The organism is Klebsiella sp. KTE92, assembly GCF_000398905.1.
GTDB lineage: Bacteria > Pseudomonadota > Gammaproteobacteria > Enterobacterales > Enterobacteriaceae > Klebsiella > Klebsiella variicola.
The window spans coordinates 4,763,881-4,784,266 of record NZ_KB976100.1; the positions used below are offsets into that span (position 1 = coordinate 4,763,881).

The 20,386-nt window shown below is 57.3% G+C and carries 21 protein-coding genes; 6 read left to right on the forward strand and 15 right to left on the reverse strand.

Annotated elements, in window-relative coordinates:
• Positions 1 to 59: 59 nt before the first annotated feature.
• Together degQ and degS are read left to right on the forward strand one after the other, a co-directional pair.
• Positions 60 to 1,427, forward strand: a complete 1,368-nt coding sequence (gene degQ / locus A1WC_RS03240) for a serine endoprotease DegQ (RefSeq protein WP_008806666.1) — start codon at positions 60 to 62, stop codon at positions 1,425 to 1,427.
• An 87-nt stretch (positions 1,428 to 1,514) separates the two neighbouring features.
• On the forward strand, positions 1,515 to 2,573 hold the full coding sequence (gene degS / locus A1WC_RS03235; RefSeq protein ID WP_008806667.1) for an outer membrane-stress sensor serine endopeptidase DegS: 1,059 nt from the start codon (positions 1,515 to 1,517) through the stop codon (positions 2,571 to 2,573).
• Positions 2,574 to 2,598: 25 nt separating this feature from the next.
• Here degS and A1WC_RS03230 read toward each other — a convergent pair whose 3' ends face one another.
• The 10 genes from A1WC_RS03230 to mdh all read right to left on the reverse strand — a co-directional run bounded on the left by A1WC_RS03230 (position 2,599) and on the right by mdh (position 12,244).
• On the reverse strand, positions 2,599 to 3,309 hold the full coding sequence (locus A1WC_RS03230) for a hypothetical protein (protein ID WP_016161885.1): 711 nt from the start codon (positions 3,307 to 3,309) through the stop codon (positions 2,599 to 2,601).
• A 59-nt stretch (positions 3,310 to 3,368) separates the two neighbouring features.
• A complete protein-coding gene (locus tag A1WC_RS03225) occupies positions 3,369 to 4,670 on the reverse strand; it encodes an oxalacetate decarboxylase subunit beta (RefSeq protein WP_016161886.1) in 1,302 nt (433 codons plus the stop codon).
• Between the two features lie 15 nt (positions 4,671 to 4,685).
• A complete protein-coding gene (gene oadA, locus A1WC_RS03220) occupies positions 4,686 to 6,455 on the reverse strand; it encodes a sodium-extruding oxaloacetate decarboxylase subunit alpha (RefSeq protein ID WP_016161887.1) in 1,770 nt (589 codons plus the stop codon).
• A gap of 15 nt (positions 6,456 to 6,470) precedes the next feature.
• The gene (locus A1WC_RS03215) at positions 6,471 to 6,722 is read right to left on the reverse strand and encodes an oxaloacetate decarboxylase subunit gamma (protein WP_012540458.1); all 252 of its coding nucleotides are present in this window, start codon (positions 6,720 to 6,722) and stop codon (positions 6,471 to 6,473) included.
• Between the two features lie 141 nt (positions 6,723 to 6,863).
• Complete coding sequence (gene ttdB, locus A1WC_RS03210; RefSeq protein WP_012967163.1) at positions 6,864 to 7,481, reverse strand: L(+)-tartrate dehydratase subunit beta; 618 nt, start codon at positions 7,479 to 7,481, stop codon at positions 6,864 to 6,866.
• Positions 7,481 to 8,380, reverse strand: coding sequence for a L(+)-tartrate dehydratase subunit alpha (gene ttdA / locus A1WC_RS03205; RefSeq protein ID WP_016161888.1), 900 nt, complete (start codon positions 8,378 to 8,380; stop codon positions 7,481 to 7,483). The genes ttdB and ttdA overlap by 1 nt, the downstream gene beginning before the upstream one ends.
• Before the next feature lie 32 nt (positions 8,381 to 8,412).
• Entirely contained in the window at positions 8,413 to 9,681 is a 1,269-nt protein-coding gene (locus A1WC_RS03200) for an SLC13 family permease (RefSeq protein WP_012967161.1), read from the reverse strand.
• 211 nt (positions 9,682 to 9,892) lie between these two features.
• Positions 9,893 to 10,558, reverse strand: a complete 666-nt coding sequence (locus A1WC_RS03195; RefSeq protein ID WP_008806676.1) for a GntR family transcriptional regulator — start codon at positions 10,556 to 10,558, stop codon at positions 9,893 to 9,895.
• A complete protein-coding gene (locus A1WC_RS03190) occupies positions 10,545 to 11,174 on the reverse strand; it encodes a GntR family transcriptional regulator (RefSeq protein WP_016161889.1) in 630 nt (209 codons plus the stop codon). The genes A1WC_RS03195 and A1WC_RS03190 overlap by 14 nt, the downstream gene beginning before the upstream one ends.
• A gap of 131 nt (positions 11,175 to 11,305) precedes the next feature.
• A complete protein-coding gene (mdh, locus tag A1WC_RS03185) occupies positions 11,306 to 12,244 on the reverse strand; it encodes a malate dehydrogenase (protein WP_008806678.1) in 939 nt (312 codons plus the stop codon).
• A 414-nt stretch (positions 12,245 to 12,658) separates the two neighbouring features.
• Between mdh and argR the strand changes: the two genes are divergently transcribed.
• The 3 genes from argR to yhcN-B all read left to right on the forward strand — a co-directional run bounded on the left by argR (position 12,659) and on the right by yhcN-B (position 14,131).
• A complete protein-coding gene (gene argR, locus A1WC_RS03180) occupies positions 12,659 to 13,129 on the forward strand; it encodes a transcriptional regulator ArgR (RefSeq protein WP_002918625.1) in 471 nt (156 codons plus the stop codon).
• A 373-nt stretch (positions 13,130 to 13,502) separates the two neighbouring features.
• Positions 13,503 to 13,766 carry a peroxide/acid stress response protein YhcN gene (gene yhcN, locus A1WC_RS03175; RefSeq protein WP_008806679.1) on the forward strand — a complete coding sequence of 88 codons (264 nt, stop codon included), beginning with the start codon at positions 13,503 to 13,505 and terminating at the stop codon, positions 13,764 to 13,766.
• A 98-nt stretch (positions 13,767 to 13,864) separates the two neighbouring features.
• The gene (gene yhcN-B / locus A1WC_RS03170) at positions 13,865 to 14,131 is read left to right on the forward strand and encodes a DUF1471 family stress response protein YhcN-B (protein WP_016161890.1); all 267 of its coding nucleotides are present in this window, start codon (positions 13,865 to 13,867) and stop codon (positions 14,129 to 14,131) included.
• 193 nt (positions 14,132 to 14,324) lie between these two features.
• On the opposite strand, the gene A1WC_RS03165 is transcribed toward yhcN-B, so the two are convergent.
• From A1WC_RS03165 to aaeX, 4 genes are all read right to left on the reverse strand, one after another.
• On the reverse strand, positions 14,325 to 14,600 hold the full coding sequence (locus A1WC_RS03165) for a barstar family protein (protein ID WP_008806681.1): 276 nt from the start codon (positions 14,598 to 14,600) through the stop codon (positions 14,325 to 14,327).
• A gap of 79 nt (positions 14,601 to 14,679) precedes the next feature.
• Entirely contained in the window at positions 14,680 to 16,647 is a 1,968-nt protein-coding gene (gene aaeB / locus A1WC_RS03160) for a p-hydroxybenzoic acid efflux pump subunit AaeB (RefSeq protein ID WP_008806682.1), read from the reverse strand.
• A 5-nt stretch (positions 16,648 to 16,652) separates the two neighbouring features.
• A complete protein-coding gene (gene aaeA, locus A1WC_RS03155) occupies positions 16,653 to 17,585 on the reverse strand; it encodes a p-hydroxybenzoic acid efflux pump subunit AaeA (protein ID WP_008806683.1) in 933 nt (310 codons plus the stop codon).
• A 7-nt stretch (positions 17,586 to 17,592) separates the two neighbouring features.
• Positions 17,593 to 17,796: a p-hydroxybenzoic acid efflux pump operon protein AaeX gene (aaeX, locus tag A1WC_RS03150; RefSeq protein WP_002918640.1), complete on the reverse strand. Its 204-nt coding sequence runs from the start codon at positions 17,794 to 17,796 to the stop codon at positions 17,593 to 17,595.
• A 131-nt stretch (positions 17,797 to 17,927) separates the two neighbouring features.
• Between aaeX and aaeR the strand changes: the two genes are divergently transcribed.
• Complete coding sequence (gene aaeR / locus A1WC_RS03145) at positions 17,928 to 18,857, forward strand: HTH-type transcriptional activator AaeR (RefSeq protein WP_008806684.1); 930 nt, start codon at positions 17,928 to 17,930, stop codon at positions 18,855 to 18,857.
• Positions 18,858 to 18,892: 35 nt separating this feature from the next.
• Here the strand turns inward: aaeR and tldD are convergent, their stop codons facing one another.
• Entirely contained in the window at positions 18,893 to 20,338 is a 1,446-nt protein-coding gene (gene tldD, locus A1WC_RS03140) for a metalloprotease TldD (protein ID WP_008806685.1), read from the reverse strand.
• Positions 20,339 to 20,386: the final 48 nt, after the last annotated feature.

Consider the following 20,386-nt stretch of genomic DNA (forward strand, 5'->3'; position numbering starts at 1 on the left):
AACATCAGGTTATTCAGGACGTTTTTCCATACACCTCAGGTTACGAGAGCCAGCATCTAATGAAGAAACAGACTTTGCTGTTGAGTGCGTTAGCGTTAAGCATTGGGTTATCGTTGTCGGCCCTGCCTCCGGCAGCAGCATCCTTACCGACTCAGGTGCCCGGCCAGGGCGCGTTACCGAGCCTGGCGCCGATGCTGGAAAAGGTCCTGCCAGCGGTGGTCAGCGTGCAGGTGGAAGGCACCGCCTCGCCGACGCTCAATATGCCGGAAGAGCTGAAGAAATATTTTGGTGATAACGCCCCGCAGGAGCAGGCGCAGCCGTTTGAAGGGCTCGGCTCCGGCGTCATCATCGACGCAGCGAAAGGCTACGTGCTAACCAATAATCACGTCATCAATCAGGCGCAGAAGATCAGCGTCCAGCTGAACGATGGCCGTGAATTTGATGCCAAACTGGTCGGCAGCGATGAACAGAGCGATATCGCTCTGCTGCAGCTGATCAAGCCGGCGAACCTGACGCAAATCGCCATTGCTGACTCCGATAAACTCCGCGTCGGCGACTTCGCCGTCGCCGTCGGCAACCCGTTCGGCCTTGGCCAGACCGCCACCTCCGGCATTATCTCTGCCCTTGGCCGCAGCGGCCTGAACCTGGAAGGGCTGGAGAATTTCATCCAGACCGATGCCTCGATTAACCGCGGTAACTCCGGCGGCGCGCTGTTGAACCTCAACGGCGAGCTTATCGGGATCAACACCGCGATCCTGGCGCCGGGCGGCGGTAGCATCGGCATCGGCTTCGCCATTCCAAGCAACATGGCGAAAACCCTCGCCGACCAGCTCATTCAGTTTGGCGAAATCAAGCGCGGCCTGCTGGGCATTAAAGGCATGGAAATGAGCGCCGATATCGCTAAGGCGATGAATCTCGACGTTCAGCGCGGCGCCTTCGTCAGTGAAGTGTTACCAAACTCCGGTTCCGCCAAAGCAGGGATCAAATCCGGCGACGTCATTGTCAGTCTGAACGGCAAGCCGCTGAACAGTTTTGCCGAACTGCGCTCGCGCATCGCCACCACCGAACCGGGGACCAAGGTCAAACTTGGCCTGCTGCGCGACGGAAAACCGGTCGATGTCGAAGTGACGCTGGATAAGAGCACCTCCTCCACCGCCAGCGCCGAGCTGATTATCCCAGCCCTGCAGGGAGCCTCGTTCAGCGATGGTCAGATGAAGGACGGTACCAAAGGCGTGGTGATCGATAATGTCGATAAAGGCAGCGCCGCCGCCCAGGTCGGCCTGCATAAGGATGACATTATCATTGGCCTTAACCGGGAACGTATTCATTCGATTGCCGAACTGCGCAAAGTGCTTGAAGGCAAACCGCCGGTCATCGCCCTGAATGTGATCCGCGGCAACGAAAGCATCTATCTGCTGCTACGCTGATTTTCTTCCCGGACATCGCCGCCATGTGCGATGTCCGGACAACTCATGCTATGCTGCGTCTGACCATTCATTAACGATATTTGCATCATGCCTGGAAAGTTATTACGTTCGATACTCATCGGTTTGATTGTCGGGGGACTGCTGCTGGCCCTGATGCCATCGCTACGCCAGTGGCAGCTGACGCCGACCACCCAAAACGATACGGCAGACGACTCCCCTGTGAGCTATAACGCCGCCGTACGCCGCGCGGCGCCCGCCGTGGTGAACGTCTATAACCGCGCCCTGAACAGCACCAGCCATAATCAGCTGACGCTTGGCTCCGGGGTGATCATGGATCAGCGCGGCTATATCCTGACCAACAAGCATGTTATCAATGATGCCGATCAGATCATTGTCGCACTGCAGGACGGCCGCGTCTTCGAAGCGCTGCTGGTCGGATCCGACACCCTGACTGACCTCGCCGTGCTGAAGATCAACGCCACCGGCGGGCTGCCGGTGATCCCGATCAACCCGAAACGCACGCCGCATATTGGCGATGTCGTCCTGGCGATTGGCAACCCCTATAACCTGGGGCAGACCATCACTCAGGGGATCATCAGCGCCACAGGGCGCATTGGCCTCAACCCGACCGGCCGCCAGAACTTCCTGCAGACTGACGCCTCGATTAACCACGGTAACTCGGGTGGGGCGCTGGTGAACTCCCTCGGCGAGCTGATGGGGATTAACACCCTCTCCTTTGACAAGAGCAATGACGGCGAAACGCCGGAAGGCATTGGCTTTGCGATCCCGTTCCAGTTAGCGACCAAAATTATGGATAAGTTGATCCGGGATGGCCGGGTGATCCGCGGCTATATCGGCATTAGCGGCCGGGAGATCGCCCCGCTGCACGCACAGGGCGGCGGGATCGATCAGATCCAGGGGATCGTGGTTAACGATGTGGCGCCTGATGGCCCCGCAGCACAAGCCGGGATCCGCGCCAACGACGTGATCATCTCCGTGAATGACAAACCTGCGGTTTCTGCACTGGAGACGATGGATCAGGTGGCCGAGATCCGCCCGGGATCGGAAATTCCGGTAGTCATCATGCGTGATGATAAGAAAATTACGCTCCATATCGCCGTTCAGGAATACCCGGCCACCAACTAAACGGCTCCCCGTTTGGGGAGCCTCGTTAATCGCTAAATACCGGACCGGCCGGGAATCTGACCAGAAACCCGGTCACCGCCAGCAGCGATCTCAGCCCGGGCCAGACTATCTGTCGCTCGCGAAGCTCATCATCCAGCGTCAGTAGCGCAAATTCCCCCTTCTCACCCAGCACGCCACCCTGCCAGAGCAGGCGCTGCGCCTGCTGCCGCGCCCAGGGCGACTCACTCTTCCAGGCCAGCAAATGCAGCAGCGCCTGCTGCAGACAGACGCTGTGAGAATGGTTATCCCGCCGCAGCCGCCGGTAAACGGGCAGGGACACGCTGCGCACGGTATAAAATCCACTGCCCGCCTCTTCATCGCCTTCAGGAATAGCGCGGGCGAACTGCCCCGCCACGTCGCACAGCCGGTTGTGCGTCAGCGGAAGTTGCCGGGCGCTGAGCGCCCCGGCCGCCATGCACAGCAGACCGCTGCGCTGCAGCGAGGGCGTCGCAGAGCGCATGACCGCCGCCGGTAAGGCGATCACCGCCCGTGTTGCCTCGTCAGCGTTGTGGTCAGCGCCGGCCTCATAACAGCTGGCCAGCAGCGCTTCACCAGGCGTGGCGTTCAGCGGGGGCGAAAGCAGGTTCAGCGCCGGCTGCAGTTGTGCAAGTTCATCGCCTGACGCCAGCATGGCGTCAACCACCGCCTCCCGTGTTGATGTCCGGTTTTCCGGACAGCATGCTATGGCTTCATTCATCACCGTCTCCTTATGAGAAATCTCCGCGGCCGGTATGCCAGCCGCGGGAACAGGCTGGCCTACATCGCCAGCACGTACTTGAGCATCACCCCGGCGGCGATCGCCGAGCCGATCACCCCGGCCACATTCGGGCCCATGGCGTGCATCAGCAGGAAGTTCTGCCCGTCCGCGTCCAGACCCACTTTGTTCGACACCCTGGCCGCCATCGGCACCGCCGACACCCCTGCCGAGCCAATCAGCGGGTTGATTTTGTGCCGGCTGAACACGTTCATCAGCTTCGCCATCAGCACCCCGGCGGCGGTGCCCACGCAGAAGGCGATCACCCCCAGCACCAGGATCCCCAGCGTCTGTGGCTGCAGGAACTTGTCCGCCACCAGCTTGGCCCCCACCGACAGCCCGAGGAAGATGGTCACGATGTTGATCAGCGCGTTCTGCACCGTGTCGCTCAGCCGCTCCACCACGCCGCTCTCGCGCATCAGGTTGCCGAAGCAGAACATTCCCAGCAGCGGCGCGGCGTCCGGCAGCAGGAGCGCCACCAGCAGCAACAGCACCGCCGGGAAGAGGATCTTCTCCCGCTTACTTACCGTGCGCAGCTGCACCATGCGGATCTTCCGCTCCTTATCCGTGGTCAGCGCCTTCATGATCGGCGGCTGGATCAGCGGCACCAGCGCCATATAGGAGTAGGCCGCCACCGCGATGGCCCCCAGCAGCTCCGGCGCCAGCTTGCCCGACAGGTAGATGGCCGTCGGGCCGTCGGCGCCGCCGATAATCCCGATGGCCGCCGCCTGCGGCAGGGTGAAGCTGATGATGCCGAAGTAGTTCAGCGTCAGCGCCCCGAGCACGGTGGCGAAGATCCCGAACTGCGCCGCCGCCCCCAGCAGCAGGGTGCGCGGGTTGGCCAGCAGCGGGCCGAAATCGGTCATTGCCCCGACGCCCATAAAGATGACCAGCGGCGCGATGCCTGAGCCGATGGCCACCTTATAGAAGATGGCCAGCACCCCGGCGGAGTAGCCCATGTCCACCGCGAGACTCTCCATCTGCCCCTGCACCGACGGCAGGGCCAGGGCCAGCGCCTCCTTAATGGCGTGGACGTCCGGCGCGCAGTGGAGCTTCGCGGCAATCACCGCCAGCTGCGCCGGGTCGTGGTGGGCCAGCAGGCTCTCCAGGGCGGTGAGCGCCAGCCCGGCCTCCGGGATGTTCGACAGCAGGCCGCCGAAGCCAATCGGCAGCAGCAGTAACGGCTCGAACTTCTTCGCAATCGCCAGCCACAGCAGCAGCAGGCTGACCAGCAGCATCACCGCCTGGCCGGCCCCCAGGTGCATCAGCCCCATGCCCTGAATCAGGGCGTTCAGACTTTCCATTTCCGCTCCTCGTCCTTACGCCAGCTGCAGCAGAGTGTCGCCGACCGCCACCGCGTCGCCGGCTTTCACCGCGATACCGCGTACGGTCCCGGCCTGCGCGGCGCGGATTTCGGTTTCCATCTTCATGGCTTCCAGAATCAGCAGCACCTCGCCTTCGGACACCGTCTGGCCTTCCGCGGCCAGCACCTTCCAGATAGTGCCCGCCAGCGGGGCGATGACCGGGGTGCCGGCGCCGGCCGGAGCCGGGGCGGCAGCAGGCGCAGCGGCCACCGGCGCGGCGCTGAGCTGGCTGACGTCGCCGCCGTCGCTGACTTTGACCACAAAGGCTTTGCCTTCCACCTCCACGGTGTAGATACCGGAGGCGGCTGGTTTTTCTGCTTTTGCCACCGGCTGCGCGGCTTCCGCCTGCGGTACCGGCTCAAAGGCTGCCGGGTTGTGGCGGTTTTCGAGGAACTTCAGGCCGGGCTGCGGGAACAGGGCCACGGTGAGCACGTCGTCGATGGCGTTTTCGGCAAGGGTGATGCCTTTCTCCTGCGCCTGGCGTCTGACGTCGGCTTCCAGCTGCGCCAGCTCCGGCTTCAGCAGGTCGGCCGGGCGGCAGGTCACCGGGTCAGCGCCGTCAAGCCCCCGCGCCTGCAGGGCGGCGTTCACCGGCGCCGGGGTGCGGCCGTACTCACCCTTCAGGATACCGGCGGTCTCCTTCGCGATGGTTTTGTAGCGCTCGCCGGTCAGGACGTTGAGCACCGCCTGGGTGCCGACAATCTGCGAGGTCGGGGTCACCAGCGGGATGAAGCCGAGGTCCTCGCGCACGCGGGGGATTTCCGCCAGCACCTCATCCAGACGGTGGGCGGCGCTCTGCTGCTTCAGCTGGCTTTCGAGGTTGGTGAGCATCCCGCCCGGGACCTGGGCGACGAGGATACGGCTGTCGGTGCCCTTCAGCTGGCCTTCGAAGGCGTGGTACTTCTTACGCACCTCGCGGAAGTACGCGGCGATGCTCTCCAGCTTGTGGATATCCAGCCCGGTGTCATATTGCGTGCCGGCGAGGGTGGCGACCAGCGCCTCGGTGGCCGGGTGGCCGTAGGTGGCGCTCATGGACGAAATCGCCGTATCCACGCCGTCGACCCCGGCTTCAATGGCCTTCAGCAGGGCCATCTCCGCCATCCCGGTGGTGGCATGACAGTGCAGGTGCAGGGTGACGTCGTAGCGTTTTTTGATTTCGCTGACCAGCGCAAAGGCGGCATGCGGCGTCAGAATGCCGGACATGTCCTTGATGGCGACGGAGTCGACGCCGGTCTCCAGCAGCTGTTCGGTGAGGTCGAGCCAGGTCTGCAGGGTGTGCGCCGGGCTGGTGGTGTACGAAAGCGTACCCTGGGCGTGGGCGCCGTGGCGGCGGACCGCCTGCAGGGCAGCCTGCATGTTGCGCGGGTCGTTCATGGCGTCGAAGACGCGGAAAACGTCCATGCCGTTTTTGACGGCGCGCTCCACGAAGCGCTCCACCACGTCGTCGGCGTAGTGGCGGTAGCCGAGCAGGTTCTGGCCGCGGAGCAGCATCTGCAGCGGGGTCTTCGGCATCGCCTTTTTCAGCTCGCGCAGGCGGACCCACGGGTCCTCGCCGAGGAAGCGGATGCAGGCGTCAAAGGTGGCGCCGCCCCAGCACTCCAGCGAGCGGTAGCCGACGTCATCCAGCTGAGCGGCGACGGGGAGCATATCGTCGAGACGCAGACGGGTGGCGAACAGGGACTGGTGGGCGTCGCGCAGGACGACATCGGTAATGGCAACGGTCATAAATTCCTCCGTGAATTAAGGGTGAAGACGGCGATGGTGGTGAATGGCGGCGACAATCGCCGGCTTTAAGCGGGCGAAGTCGTCGGCGGGCGCGACGGCGGCCGGTGCCGGTTTGGGGGCGGCAGGCGGCTCGGGAAACAGGCGGTTGACGGCGAGGGACATTCCCCGGATGGCGAAAATGAGCAGCAACAGGAACACCAGCACAAAGCCCATGCCGAGAAACATCAGGGTGAAGCCTTCGCCTAACAGGACGGCATTGTCAGTCATAAAATAGCCTTTGGGAGGGGCGCAATAATGGCTAACAGCAGACCGCGTTAGCCGAGTGGATTTCCCCGGACCGCCTGGTCAGAAGCCTCTGTTTAGCAGTCAGCTGCCGCTGCCATTACTGCGCTATATATTCAATCGGGGTTATTTAATGAAGCTCACATGTTTGCAGATTTCATCGGCGACCATGTCTTTGCGCTGATTAAAGATCACTTTATTCTGCTCAAACAGGTTATTGCCGTGGGTATCGATTGAGACAATTAACGGCCCGAACTCTTTCACACGACATACCCATAAGGTTTCCGGCATCCCTAAATCACGCCACTGCGCATCTTCGATTTCTTCCACGCAGACCGCGGCGACGACCGCGCAGCCGGCCGGGAACACGCAGTGCAAGGCTTTATGCTCGGCGCAACCCTCTTCGGTTCCCTTCCCCATACCGCCTTTACCAACGATTAATTTCACGCCAGTCCTGGCAATAAACTCTTTTTCAAATTTCTCCATGCGCATACTGGTGGTCGGCCCAACGGAGACCATTTCAAATTTATCTTCCGAACCTTTAATCGGTCGCACAATCGGCCCGGCATGCAATATCGCGCCACCGGCAACATTGACCGGTAATTCACGCCCGCCCTCAATTAAGCGACGATGAGCCACATCGCGACAGGTCACAATATGGCCGTTGAGATAAATGATATCGCCCGCTTTAATATCAGCTAAATCTTCATCTTTAATGGGCGTAGTGAGTATTTTTTTAGCCATCAGAATGCCACTCCTGTGTGAGACGTAATGGTGTAGTTCAGGTCTTTATCGAAAACGATATGTCCTTTGCGGTGCGACCAGCAGCCGACGTTGACCGCCACGCCAATGGTGGAAGGATGGCGTGCGGTATTTTCGATATTGACGCCCATCACGGAGGTATTGCCGGACATCCCCTGCGGGCCCAGACCGATTTTGTTGATGCCGTCTTCGAGCATTTTTTCCAGCGATGCCGCCCGTTCGTTATCATTGTGCGAGCCAATCGGGCGCATCAGCGCTTTCTTCGACAGCAGCGCCGCGGTTTCCACCGACGTTGCCAGCCCAACGCCAACCAGCAATGGCGGACAGGCGTTCAGGCCATAGCTGGTCATCACATCCAGCACAAAGCGGGTCACCCCTTCATAGCCAGCGCCAGGCATTAACACCATCGCTTTACCCGGCAGCGAGCAGCCGCCGCCAGCCATATAGGTGTAGATGCTGCACTGATCGGAATTGGGAACGATCTCCCAGAAGACCGTCGGCGTACCTTTACCGACGTTTTTACCGGTGTTGTATTCATCAAAGGTCTCGACGCTGTTATGACGCAGCGGGGAGTCGACGGTGGCTTTGATCACCGATTCGCGCAGCAGCGCTTCCAGTTCGCCGATCAGCGGAAAGTTGGCGCCGCACTCCACCAGAAACTGGATCACGCCGGTATCCTGGCAGGAGGGACGATCCAGCTCTTTCGCCAGACGCTGGTTTTCAATCATGGTGGTAAAGATGACGTCCGCCAGCTGGCTGGTCTCTTTCTTATGCAACTCTTTTAGTTTTGCCGTGACGTCATCAGGCAATACTTTGCCGGTATATCCCACAAATCTGGCCATGATGTCGGTCATGCGGGATATCTGTTCGCTTTTGCTCATAAAGGCTCCTTAGTCAGAACAGCGTCCGTAAGTTACGGATGAAAAGGGAAAAGGATTGGCAGCAGGATCAGGCTGACAATGGTGGAAACGATAATCAGAGGGATGCCGGATTTGGCGTAATCGACGAACTTATAGCCCCCGGCCGACAGCACCATCATATTGGCGGGCATCCCGATCGGCGTCGCATAGGCGCAGGAGCTGCCAATCACCGTCGCCATCAGCACCGCACGCGGATCGGCGCCCATACCGGCGGCAATCGACAGGCTCACCGGCACCAACAGCGCGACGGTGGCGGTATTGGACATAAAGTTGGTCATCACCACGGAGAGGGCAAAGACCACCACCAGCAGCATGAACGGCGAGGAGTTGTTGCCCAGCAGACCGATAACCTGGTCAGCCACCAGCTTGCCCGCCCCGGTCATTTCCAGCGCCTTTGCCAGCGCCAGGGTGCCGCCGAAAATAAAAATAGTCTGTGAATCAATAGCTTTGTAAGCTTGCTTTTCCGTCAGCACCCCGGTAACCACCAGCACCAGGGCACCGATACAGCCGGCCACCGCCAGGCTAATGCCGGTCTGTTTTTCGAAAATCATGCCGAGGATCGTGGCGATCAACACCACCAGGGACAGGATCTGCTTCCAGCGTGGAACGTGGCTGTAATCCCGCTGTTCGCCGACGCTGCCCACTTCCCCGCTGTTTGGATTATTGGGCAAAAACTTATAGCCGATGGTCAGGAAATAGAGGATGCCGCAGACCAGCATCGGTAGACCCACTTTCGCATACTCAAAGAAACCGAAGCCGCTGCCGATGTTCTGTAAGGCCGATTGCGCGATCAGGTTGCCCGGGGCGCCAATCAGCGACAGGTTGCCGCCCAATGCGGCAGCAAACACCAGCGGCATCAGCAGACGCGAGCGGGAAAACCCCGATTTGGCGGCCACGCCAATGACGACCGGGATCAGCACCGCCGCCGTACCGGTGTTGGAAAGAAAGCCCGACATCACGCCGACCACCACCATGATGGTGAAAATCAGCTGTTTTTCGGTTTTGGCGAAGTGAGTGATCACCCCGCCGACTTTATTGGCCATCCCGGTTTCAAATAACGCCCCGCCGACGATGAACATGGCGACAAAAAGAATGACATTGCTGTCGATAAAACCGGCAAAGGCCTGCTTCAGATCCAATACGCCAGTGACCACTAACGCCACACAAACCACCATGGAAGTCACTGCCAGCGGCACTTTCTCCCAGACGAACATGACGATAGCGAACACCAGCAAACATAGGGTGATGGTAATCGGTTCCATACTTATAATTCTTCCTATCAATGATATATGATATTGTATCCAATATTGATGAGGGAGAAATTATTCCCATGCAAAAAGTAAGTCAATGCGTTTTTGTGGAATGATCGCGCAATGAGATCTACATCAAGATCCTGCGCAGATCGTCACGTTGAGGAATTAATAACGTTGATAAATATAACAAACGCCAGCTATTCGCTGGCGATCGATCCGGTCAGGGAGCAGGATCGGGCAGGTAACGCGTGAGCATATTCTCCATCGAGCGGATGATATGCTCATGCATTCGCTGACGGGCCAGCGCTTCGTTATGCTGCTCAAGCGCTTGTAAGATCGCTTTATGTTCACGGAGGGAAATGACGGCGTACTCTTCTTCGGTCACCTTGTGCCCCATCGACAGTCCGTTCCACATGTTGCAGAGCAGCATCTTCATTTTTTCATTTCCCGCCGCGTTCCAGATCTCCATGTGGAAGGCCTGGTTCAGGTCGGAATATTCAGCAGAATTATTGTCTGCCAGCGCCTTCTCTGCGGCATAGTGAACCTGAGCGATGCGTGAAATATCGGTCCCTGGACGAGAAGCTTTCGCCACCGCTTCACTTTCCAGTACAGCGCGAATTTCGTAATGCTCGCGGATAGTCTGCTCATTAATCCCCAGCACCACCGCACCTTTATTCGGCCGCACTTGAATCAGACCATCGGCGGCTAAAATCTGAAACGCTTCACGTACCGGCATGCTGGAAACGCCAACCATTTTGGCAATCCCTTCAAGGGTAATTTCCTGCCCTTCCACTAAATCCCGCGAAAGGATCGCTTTACGCAAAACCGCCGCCACCTGCTCCTTCGCGGAAAGAAGCTTAATTTTCCCTAATTTAGGCTTCTGCACTTTCCCAATCCTTCATATGTTGACGCATTATCTCCGCAAGCATAAGGAAATAACGCTGTGTTGCCTGAGCAATTTTTTCGCCTTCGCCATGGCCAATGGCGCTCGCCAGTTCGTTCAGGATCTGCGCCGACTCCTGGCCATCCTCTTTCAGGTACAGAATGACATAGGAAATATAACCGTCCAAAAATTGCTGATACGCCTTTGCCAGATAGCGGTTATCAAGATAGGAAATCAGCAACTGATGAAACGCCAGTTCACCGGCATTATCGCCAGCACGCGCCAGCTCCTGCGCGCGCACGCGAAGTAATTCCCCCTGATTTGCCGGCACGAGGGCAAACAGTTCAGCAGCCATCACCGCGATAACGCGAAAAATATGGCTCACATCCTCGACGGCCAGCGTGGAGACCTGCATATGTCGGTTAGGCAAGCGCACCAGAAATCCTTCCTGTTCAAGGGACTGTAGCGCTTCCCTAACCGGCATACGTGAAAGTCCCAATTGTTCCGCGATGTTCTCCTGAGTCAGTTCCTCCCCGGGTTTCATGGCGCCGGAGAGGATCTGATAACGAATCATCTGCGCGATTTGGTCCCGGGTCTGTTTTCTTTCGATCTTTTTCACGCTGTCCTCATGGCTGGTGGCTTAAAACGCGGGGGATTTTAGCAGATTTGCCCGACCGCTGGCGCATGGAGGCGAAAAGTGAGGCAATAAAAAGCCGGAACAACGGTTCCGGCTTTTTTGCACGTGCGAGGTTACTTGTTGACGAAGTCTTCGCCGAGCGCGATATCTTTCTTCAGGGTGTCCAGCATGCCTTCCAGCGCCTGCTGCTCAAAGGCGCTGAGTTTGCCGATAGACTGTCGCTCTTCCACGCCGTTTTTTCCCAGCAGCAGCGGCTGGGAGAAGAAACGCGCATAGTGGCCGTCGCCTTCCACGTAGGCGCACTCCACCACACCTTTCTCTCCCTGCATCGCGCGAACCAGAGAGAGACCAAAGCGCGCAGCCGCCTGACCCATCGACAACGTCGCCGACCCACCGCCCGCTTTCGCTTCCACGACTTCGGTACCGGCATTTTGAATGCGTTTAGTCAGATCGGCCACTTCCTGATCGCTGAAGCTGACGCCCGGGATCTGCGACAATAATGGCAGAATGGTGACGCCGGAGTGACCACCAATGACCGGGACTTCCACCTCGGTTGCCGATTTACCTTTCAGCTCAGCGACAAAGGTATTGGAGCGGATAATGTCCAGCGTGGTGACGCCGAACAGCTTGTTTTTATCGTACACGCCGGCTTTTTTCAGCACTTCGGCGGCGATAGCCACGGTGGTATTCACCGGGTTGGTGATAACACCGATGCAGGCCTGTGGGCAGGTTTTGGCAATCTGCTGCACCAGGTTCTTAACGATGCCGGCATTCACATTAAACAGGTCGGAACGATCCATGCCGGGCTTACGCGCTACGCCCGCGGAGATCAGCACCACATCAGCGCCTTCCAGCGCCGGGGTAGCATCTTCACCGGAAAATCCTTTAATTTTTACATCTGTGGGGATATGACTTAGATCTACCGCCACGCCCGGCGTAACCGGAGCGATGTCGTACAACGAGAGCTCTGAACCTGAAGGCAGTTGGGTCTTAAGTAGTAGGGCAAGCGCCTGGCCGATACCACCGGCGGCGCCAAGGACTGCAACTTTCATCCTAAACTCCTTATTATGGTTAATTTAGTCTTTCGTTATTCCGTCGCCTGGACCTTAATTCACAAGATGAACAATTACAATGATTATGGCTGAAGAATGCATTATTGTGCGTAGCAATAGAACAGCGGCGCACTTTATGCTTCCTGACTGACCATCCAGCAAAGCGAAGTACCGGATCGACTGTTGGTTACAATACACCCAGCCAGTTGCGCAAAACAACACCAACTCAATAACATTTCATTTACTTTTACATGGCTTTAAGCGTTGTGATGTGAACATGTTCCTTATATGGTTTTTTTGCTAAAATATGCCCCCTTCATAACATTATTGACCTATCCCGTTGCGGATTATTTGCATAAAAATTCACGGTTATGCATAATGATGTTGTTTTTACCACCATAATCTGGGTGACTTATGCGAAGTTCGGCAAAACAAGAAGAACTGGTTAAAGCGTTTAAAGCGCTGCTTAAAGAAGAAAAATTCAGCTCGCAGGGTGAGATCGTCCAGGCGCTGCAGGAAGAAGGCTTCGAGAATATCAACCAATCGAAGGTCTCCCGCATGCTCACCAAATTTGGCGCGGTTCGTACCCGTAACGCCAAAATGGAAATGGTCTATTGCCTGCCTGCTGAGCTTGGCGTGCCGACCACCTCCAGCCCGCTGAAAAATCTGGTGCTGGATATCGACTATAACGATGCCGTCGTGGTGATTCACACCAGCCCCGGCGCGGCGCAGCTGATTGCCCGTCTTCTCGACTCGCTGGGCAAGGCGGAAGGTATTCTCGGCAGCATCGCCGGGGATGACACCATCTTCACCACCCCTGCGCGCGGCTTTACGGTGAAAGATCTGCACGACGCCATCCTGGTCCTGTTCGAACAGGAACTCTGAGTATTCCCCTCTGGCAATCGTCAGAGGGCGACTCCCCTTTCTTTCTCTCTCACGCCCCTCAATCCAACAATTATTTAACATTTTGTGTGATTTAACGCGTCTATACGTTCTTTTACTTAAGGGAAACGCCTAAAACGCACAAAAGATCAAATTCGCATACCTTTATGATTTTATTAGAAATAAATCTTATCACTGCGGATAAGTTGTCATTTTTAATTCTTATAGGTTATAAAAAGCGCAATTCATTGTAACTATTAACGCGCAAAACAATTAGCATGGTATTAATATTTTTGGTGATTAGTGTATACTTGGTTTTGTGATGAGGGTCACGAAACAAAGACCCTCAACAAAAAGATTCGACGAGGTGAACATCATGAAAATCAAAACCACTGTAGCAGCACTCAGCATCCTGTCCGTCGTGTCGTTTGGCGCTTTTGCCGCTGACGTTATCAACAGCGAGCAAGCCCAGGGCCGCGAGGCCATCGGCACAGTTTCCGTCGGCGCGGTAGCCTCTTCCCCGATGGATATGCATGAAATGCTGAACAAGAAAGCGCAGGAAGAAGGGGCTTCTTCTTATCGCATTATCGAAGCCCGCACTGGCGACCACTGGCATGCCACCGCTGAGCTTTATAAATAAGTTGTAGTTCGTCAACGACTAACCCGACACAGATTCTCTACCGCGGCCTGGGCGCATACATCCCCCGCCGCGGCAAAACAAAGACTGGAGTAAAGATTATGAAACGCGCAATGATCATCGCATCCCTTGGCCTGGCTTCCGTTCTCTCTTTCGGCGCATGCGCGGCCGTTCAGCAAGTTAACGCTGAACAAGCACAAAACCTGCAGTCCATGGGCACCATCTCCGTATCCCAGGTAGGTAGTGCGCCAATGGACATGCGTCAGGAGCTGGCCGCTAAAGCCGAGAAAGAAGGCGCCAGCAGCTACCGTATTATTGAAGCACGTACCGGCGATAGCTGGCACGCCACCGCTGAGCTGTACAAATAAACCCTCGTCGTCTTATTTCGACGACTTGCCCCCGCCTGCCGGGGGCTTTTTTTTGCTTCATCGCCGGCCCCGTCCGGAACAGCGATGTCTAAATGCGCTCCCCTGGTTCAGAAACACGTCCGTCACGGTCGGCGAGGCGCGCAACCTCTGGAGGGAAGCCTTCACCAATATTCAACAGATTAGAAATGAACGTTTAGCCATGCCGGGCGTTAAAGCGCAACTCCCCCTCCAGCTCCTCTTCTGCTTCATCAAATAATAAAATCAGCGCGCCGAAGCGCCGACGCTGCTTGTCGTTTAAATGAATAAACTCAATATCCAGCGGCAATGGCAGCAGCCCACCAGTCACCGCGTCCCACAGTGAATCGAGGTTGTTGACCTTATCCTGAGCCAGCTCAAAGGTTCGGGAAAACTCCCGGTAGAAATCCTGTTGTTCGGCGATTTCGTCAAAATCAAACGTATAGGTGGTCATGGCAGCCCCTCCCGCTTCTCTTCCTGTCGCCATTAAGTATAGCGATAAAAAAACCGACGCCTGGGCGTCGGTTTAGGGGTTAACTGCTGGTCAGCACATGCTGGTACTTGTGCAACATCTCAACCAGCCGCCGCACGGGCTCGGTCACCTGGGGCGAAGCCTCCCAGACCCGCAACTTCTCCTGATAGACATCAAGCTCAGCCAGCAGCTGGGTAAAGTAGCGCCGACGCTTATCATCACTCCCGGCGGAGATCACATGATCTGCGGTACGTCGCAGCTGTCGATGGAAGGCCGACAGATCGTCGTTCACCGGCACGGGCGCATCACGCAGGCGCTGATGGGCAATAATCAACGTCAATGCCAGACGGAAGCGGGCGACATCGCCGGGGAACTTATTGAGCAATAAAAACAACTGCTGATAGAGCGCGGGCAGATGGTTCTCTTTACGACGCGCCGAGTTCGTTGTCAGCGAAGAGACCGCCGCAGAGACAAACTGATTCAACAGCACCCGACCGGTTCTGGCCCGAGAATTATCCCTGACAATGAGAATGACCATCAGGGCAAGGAAACAGCCGACGATCTGCCCCAGCGCACTGTCAAGGAACTGACTGAACTGAAACTGCATCGGGTTATCCAGCACCAGAATGTTAATGGTGCTCGCCAGCGCTCCCAGCGATCCGAGACGCCTTTTCTGCACTTCGATACCGATAAAGAACGCCATCGCCGCCAGGCTGATGCAAAGCAGCAGCATGCTCTGCTGCGTCGCCGGCATGATCACCAGGAAGTACAGGGTACCCAGCGGTAACGCCGCCAGGGTGCCATAAAGGAAGTCCATCGCCACCATTCGGGGGTTAGGCAGGCGCATCGCCAGCGCGGTAACGACGGCAATCATCACCATCGCGCCGCTGCCTGAGGTCCAGCCTGTCCACAACCAGAACAGCGTCCCGAGGATACAGGAGACGGAGGTACGCCAGAAGTTCACCATCGCATGGTGGCGCTCAGCAGATTCCACTTTGACCACCGCTTCGCCGCGCAGCACACTATCTTCAATGCGACTGATTTTGGTGTTACCCACCACGCCACGCTTAAGCAATAAGTAGCGCGTAGCGGCACCCACCCAGCTGTAGATGGTGACGGGCGTATTATGCTCGCCTTTCCAGGTCAGAAAACGGCGCATACGCTTCAGCTGCTGGTGGACGTCCTGCACTGTCTCCACCGGCTCGGCGAACAGCTCACGGTAGTCATCCGTCACCATTTCCGGGCGCGAGTTCTGAATCAGGTAGGTCTCGCAAGCCTGGGTGATAAGCGTTAATGAAAGGGTATTGATCGCCTTCAGGCGCTGATTCGCCTTCGCCCAGCGAGAGGATTCCATGATCAGATTACTGCGCATACCTTCCAGCGCCGTGGTGCGACGCACCAGCGCGCCCCACGCCTGATCCACTTCCTCTTTTTCACCGTGGGCGACGCATAACTGCATCAGCTTATATTGCGCAATCAGCAGGTTATCCAGCTCAAGGTCGATCTCTTTTTTAATCGAACGTGGAGAGAACAGCAGGTCGGCGACGATAGCGCTGACAATACCGATGACAATTTCGCTACAGCGTTCGACAGCAAACTGCGGCGCCAGCATCGGATTGGTATGGATGGTGATAATGATAATCAGCGCAGTGTACCCGGCCAGTCCCCAGGCATAGGAGTTCTCGACCTTAACCAGCGACGAAATCCAGGTACAAAACCCGGCCCACAGGCAGCAAACCAGCATCATCAGCAGAGGCGCACGGATCATCAGGATGATGATAATCAGCGCCGCAATACAGCCAATAAAGGTCCCGGCAATTCGCAACATCCCACGATAGCGGATCGCGCCCGAGTAAGGTTCGCCGCCAGCAGCAAAGGCTGGCCCGGCGGCGACGATCGCTGCCGTCAGTACTGCCCAGCGCGGTGTTTCGAGCTGAAAATGGAAACCGACGAACAGCGCCAGCACCACCGCGCATGCAAGCTTAATGGCAAAGCGGAGATGCCGGGGAGCAATGGTATATGTCCCCATAGCGATTAACCGAATTCGCGCAGGCGCATAGCCAGTTTCTGGAAGAAGTTGGCCCGGCTGGTATCGCGGTCTTCTTTACCGGTGATCACCACCGTCGCCGTGGTGCCCGATGGCCACAGATTGCCCTGCTGCTGGTCGAGGCGAATACGCACCGGCACACGCTGCGCCAGACGCACCCACTCAAGGTTGGAGTCGACCGAGGCCATCCCTTTCGAGTCGCTGCTGCTGCTGGCGTTGGTCACCCCTGCAGCGATACTGTCCACTGTCCCTTTAATGGTTTTGCTGCTGCCAAGCGGGGTAATCTCCGCACGGTAGCCAGGGCGGACGCCTTCCAGCTTGGTCTCTTCCAGATAGGCCATGACGTAAAACGTATTCTCTTTCACCAGCGCCACCGCCGTGGAGCCGCGGGTAATAAACTCCCCGGTATAGACGTTAAGGTTGGTCACCCAGCCATCCGCGGGGGCGCGAATTTCTGTGCGCTCGAGGTCCAGCCTGGCCAGATCGCGGCTGGCTACCGCTTTCGCCAACTGATGCTCAACGGTTTGCAGCACGTTGTTCGCCTGGTCTATTTCTTCCCGCGACATCGCCTGTATGCCCAGCTTATTACGCCGACCCGCTTCAACGCGCTTCTCCTGCGCTAAGGTCTGGTAGTAGGCGACATCGGCTTCCGCCTCCGCCAGCGCTTTTTGGTAACGAGGTTGGTCAATAACGAACAATACCTGGTCTTTCTTAACCAGTTGGTTATCCTTGACGTTTACCTGGGAAATCAGCCCGGAGACGTCAGGGGCAATCGCCACAATGTCAGCACTAAAGCGCGCATCCCGCGTCCACGGCGAAGCGGTGTAATAGACCCAGGCGCGGAAAATCGCCACGAAAGCCAAAATGACCAGTATCACGGTAATAGCGGTACGGAGGATATTTCTTGTTAGTGTTTTCACATCAACCTCAAACGAACAAGCGCGATATCAAATAAAAAAGGCAGCAATATAGCGCCGTATTAAACAGTGCAGGGTGCCAGACAAAATCGTAAATGCCGGTCGGAACCAGCAGTCGATGCACCAGCCAAAAGATGGCCAGCGACAAAAGCAACTCGAAGAAGATCGGCGGAAACGATAAGCCGAAAATCACGATGACAGGAAACAGACTCATGATGACCTTGAATAAGAAGCGTACAGGTAGTGAGCAGATGCGTTTATTATGTAGCTAACAATATATTAACGTAACGATTGCCGCATTATCTACAATGTGTGATCTAAATCACTTTTAAGCCAGAGTGAATAATGGAACGATTAAAACGCATGTCCGTTTTCGCCAAAGTGGTCGAATTAGGTTCATTCACCGCGGCGGCCCGCCAGCTTCAGATGAGCGTTTCTTCGATCAGTCAGACCGTCGCCAAACTGGAAGATGAGCTGCAGGTAAAGCTGCTCAACCGCAGCACCCGCAGCCTTGGCTTAACTGAAGCAGGTAAAATCTATTACCAGGGCTGCCGTAGGATGCTGTTTGAAGCGCAGGATGTCCATGAGCAATTATACGCATTTAATAACACCCCCATCGGGACGCTGCGCATCGGTTGCTCTTCAACTATGGCACAAAATGTTCTGGCGCGCATAACGGCGGAAATGCTGAAAGAATACCCCGGACTCTCCGTCAATCTGGTCACCGGCATACCAGCCCCTGACCTGATCGCCGACGGCCTTGACGTGGTGATCCGCGTGGGGGCCCTGCAGGATTCCAGCCTTTTTTCCCGCCGCCTGGGCTCAATGCCGATGGTATTATGCGCCGCCAAAAGCTATCTGGCGCAGGCAGGCAATCCGGAGAAACCGGCCGACCTCGCCAGCCATTCATGGCTCGAATATAGCGTACGTCCGGATAACGAATTTGAAATTATCGCCCCGGAAGGGATCTCAACCCGCCTGATCCCGCAGGGGCGCTTTGTGACCAACGATCCCATGACGCTGATACGCTGGCTGACAGCCGGGGTGGGTATCGCTTATGTACCATTGATGTGGGCGATCGAAGAGATCAACCGCGGCGAGCTTGAGATCCTGTTGCCCAGCTACCAGTCCGATCCGCGGCCGGTCTACGCGCTGTATACGGAAAAGGATAAACTGCCGCTGAAAGTGCAGGTCTGTATCAACTATCTGACGGAATATTTTGTCGACGTGGCGAAGATCTATCAGGGCATGCACGGGCGCGGGATCGCCCGGTGAAGCGGTTCCCGGCGGCGCCGGGAACCAGGTCAGGATCAGGCGGTACCGCCGACGGTAAGATTATCGACCTTCAGGGTCGGCTGGCCGACGCCCACCGGCACGCTCTGGCCCTCTTTGCCGCAAACGCCAACGCCGTTATCCAGCCGCAGGTCATTCCCTACCATCGAAATCTGCTGCATGGTTTCAATCCCGGAGCCGATCAGCGTGGCCCCTTTCACCGCCTTCGTGACCTTCCCTTTTTCGATCAGATAGGCCTCGGAGGTAGAGAAGACAAACTTACCGGAGGTGATATCCACCTGCCCGCCGCCAAAGTTAGGCGCGAAGATACCGTAGTCGACCGACTCGATAATCTCCTGCGGCGTCGACTGGCCCGCCAGCATATAGGTGTTGGTCATACGCGGCATCGGCAGATGGGCATACGACTCGCGACGGCCGTTACCGGTCGGCGCGACGCCCATCAGACGCGCATTGAGCTTATCCTGCATATAGCCTTTCAGGATGCCGTTTTCGATCAGCACGTTGTATTGCCCCGGCGTGCCTTCGTCATCGATGGCAACCGACCCGCGACGATCGACGATGGTGCCGTCATCCACCACGGTGCACAGCTCAGAGGCAACTAATTCCCCCATATGGCCGCTAAAGACCGAGGTGCCGCGACGGTTGAAATCACCTTCCAGCCCATGGCCGACCGCTTCGTGCAGCAGGACGCCAGGCCAGCCGGCGCCGAGCACCACCGGCAGCATCCCCGCCGGGGCGGCGACTGCCGAAAGGTTCACCAGCGCCATGCGCACGGCTTCTTTCGCCCAGGCATCAGCCCGCACGTCGCCCTCCTGGGAGGCGAGGAAATAGTCATAGCCAAAGCGTCCACCGCCGCCGCTGCTGCCGCGCTCACGCTTGCCATCCTCTTCCACCAGCACGCTGACCGAAAGGCGCACCAGCGGGCGAACATCCGCGGCGAGGGTGCCGTCGGTGGCGGCCACCAGAATCAGCTCATAAACGCCGCTCAGGCTGGCCGAAACTTCCTGCACGCGCTTGTCCGCCGCCCGGGCGACTTTGTCCACCCGGCGCAGAATATCCAGCTTCTCTTCCCGACTCATGCTCTGCAGCGGGTCGATGCTGGTGTACAAAGGGCTGTACTCAACGGCTCCCAGGGTCTGCACTTTGCCATTACCGGTATCACGCACAATCGTCCGCGCCGCCTGGGCGCTCTGCTCCAGCGCCAGCTTGCTAATCTGGTCCGCATAGGCAAAGCCCGTTTTTTCGCCGCTGACGGCGCGCACGCCTACGCCCTGGTCAATGTTGTACGACCCATCTTTAATGATGCTGTCTTCCAGAACCCAGGATTCGTGATAGCTCGACTGAAAATAGAGATCGCCGTAATCGAGGCGGCGCTCGGTCAGTTGACCAAGAATGGCAAACAGATCCTGATGATTCAGGCCATTTGCCGACAGTAATTGTTCACTTACCAGGTTCAGACTCATCGTTATGCTACTCGTTTGTTGCCGCCTGACAGGCGGAAATACAGAAGG

What these genes read in the sequence shown, in the direction of transcription:
- A1WC_RS03215 (WP_012540458.1), bottom strand. Translation starts at nt 6,722, where the DNA reads ATGACTGACAATGCCGTCCTGTTAGGCGAAGGCTTCACCCTGATGTTT.
- A1WC_RS03200 (WP_012967161.1), bottom strand. Translation starts at nt 9,681, where the DNA reads ATGGAACCGATTACCATCACCCTATGTTTGCTGGTGTTCGCTATCGTC.
- tldD (WP_008806685.1), bottom strand. Translation starts at nt 20,338, where the DNA reads ATGAGTCTGAACCTGGTAAGTGAACAATTACTGTCGGCAAATGGCCTG.
- argR (WP_002918625.1), top strand. Translation starts at nt 12,659, where the DNA reads ATGCGAAGTTCGGCAAAACAAGAAGAACTGGTTAAAGCGTTTAAAGCG.
- aaeB (WP_008806682.1), bottom strand. Translation starts at nt 16,647, where the DNA reads ATGGGGACATATACCATTGCTCCCCGGCATCTCCGCTTTGCCATTAAG.
- aaeX (WP_002918640.1), bottom strand. Translation starts at nt 17,796, where the DNA reads ATGAGTCTGTTTCCTGTCATCGTGATTTTCGGCTTATCGTTTCCGCCG.
- ttdB (WP_012967163.1), bottom strand. Translation starts at nt 7,481, where the DNA reads ATGGCTAAAAAAATACTCACTACGCCCATTAAAGATGAAGATTTAGCT.
- ttdA (WP_016161888.1), bottom strand. Translation starts at nt 8,380, where the DNA reads ATGAGCAAAAGCGAACAGATATCCCGCATGACCGACATCATGGCCAGA.
- A1WC_RS03225 (WP_016161886.1), bottom strand. Translation starts at nt 4,670, where the DNA reads ATGGAAAGTCTGAACGCCCTGATTCAGGGCATGGGGCTGATGCACCTG.
- A1WC_RS03165 (WP_008806681.1), bottom strand. Translation starts at nt 14,600, where the DNA reads ATGACCACCTATACGTTTGATTTTGACGAAATCGCCGAACAACAGGAT.
- yhcN (WP_008806679.1), top strand. Translation starts at nt 13,503, where the DNA reads ATGAAAATCAAAACCACTGTAGCAGCACTCAGCATCCTGTCCGTCGTG.
- mdh (WP_008806678.1), bottom strand. Translation starts at nt 12,244, where the DNA reads ATGAAAGTTGCAGTCCTTGGCGCCGCCGGTGGTATCGGCCAGGCGCTT.
- aaeR (WP_008806684.1), top strand. Translation starts at nt 17,928, where the DNA reads ATGGAACGATTAAAACGCATGTCCGTTTTCGCCAAAGTGGTCGAATTA.
- degQ (WP_008806666.1), top strand. Translation starts at nt 60, where the DNA reads ATGAAGAAACAGACTTTGCTGTTGAGTGCGTTAGCGTTAAGCATTGGG.
- A1WC_RS03230 (WP_016161885.1), bottom strand. Translation starts at nt 3,309, where the DNA reads ATGAATGAAGCCATAGCATGCTGTCCGGAAAACCGGACATCAACACGG.
- yhcN-B (WP_016161890.1), top strand. Translation starts at nt 13,865, where the DNA reads ATGAAACGCGCAATGATCATCGCATCCCTTGGCCTGGCTTCCGTTCTC.
- oadA (WP_016161887.1), bottom strand. Translation starts at nt 6,455, where the DNA reads ATGACCGTTGCCATTACCGATGTCGTCCTGCGCGACGCCCACCAGTCC.
- degS (WP_008806667.1), top strand. Translation starts at nt 1,515, where the DNA reads ATGCCTGGAAAGTTATTACGTTCGATACTCATCGGTTTGATTGTCGGG.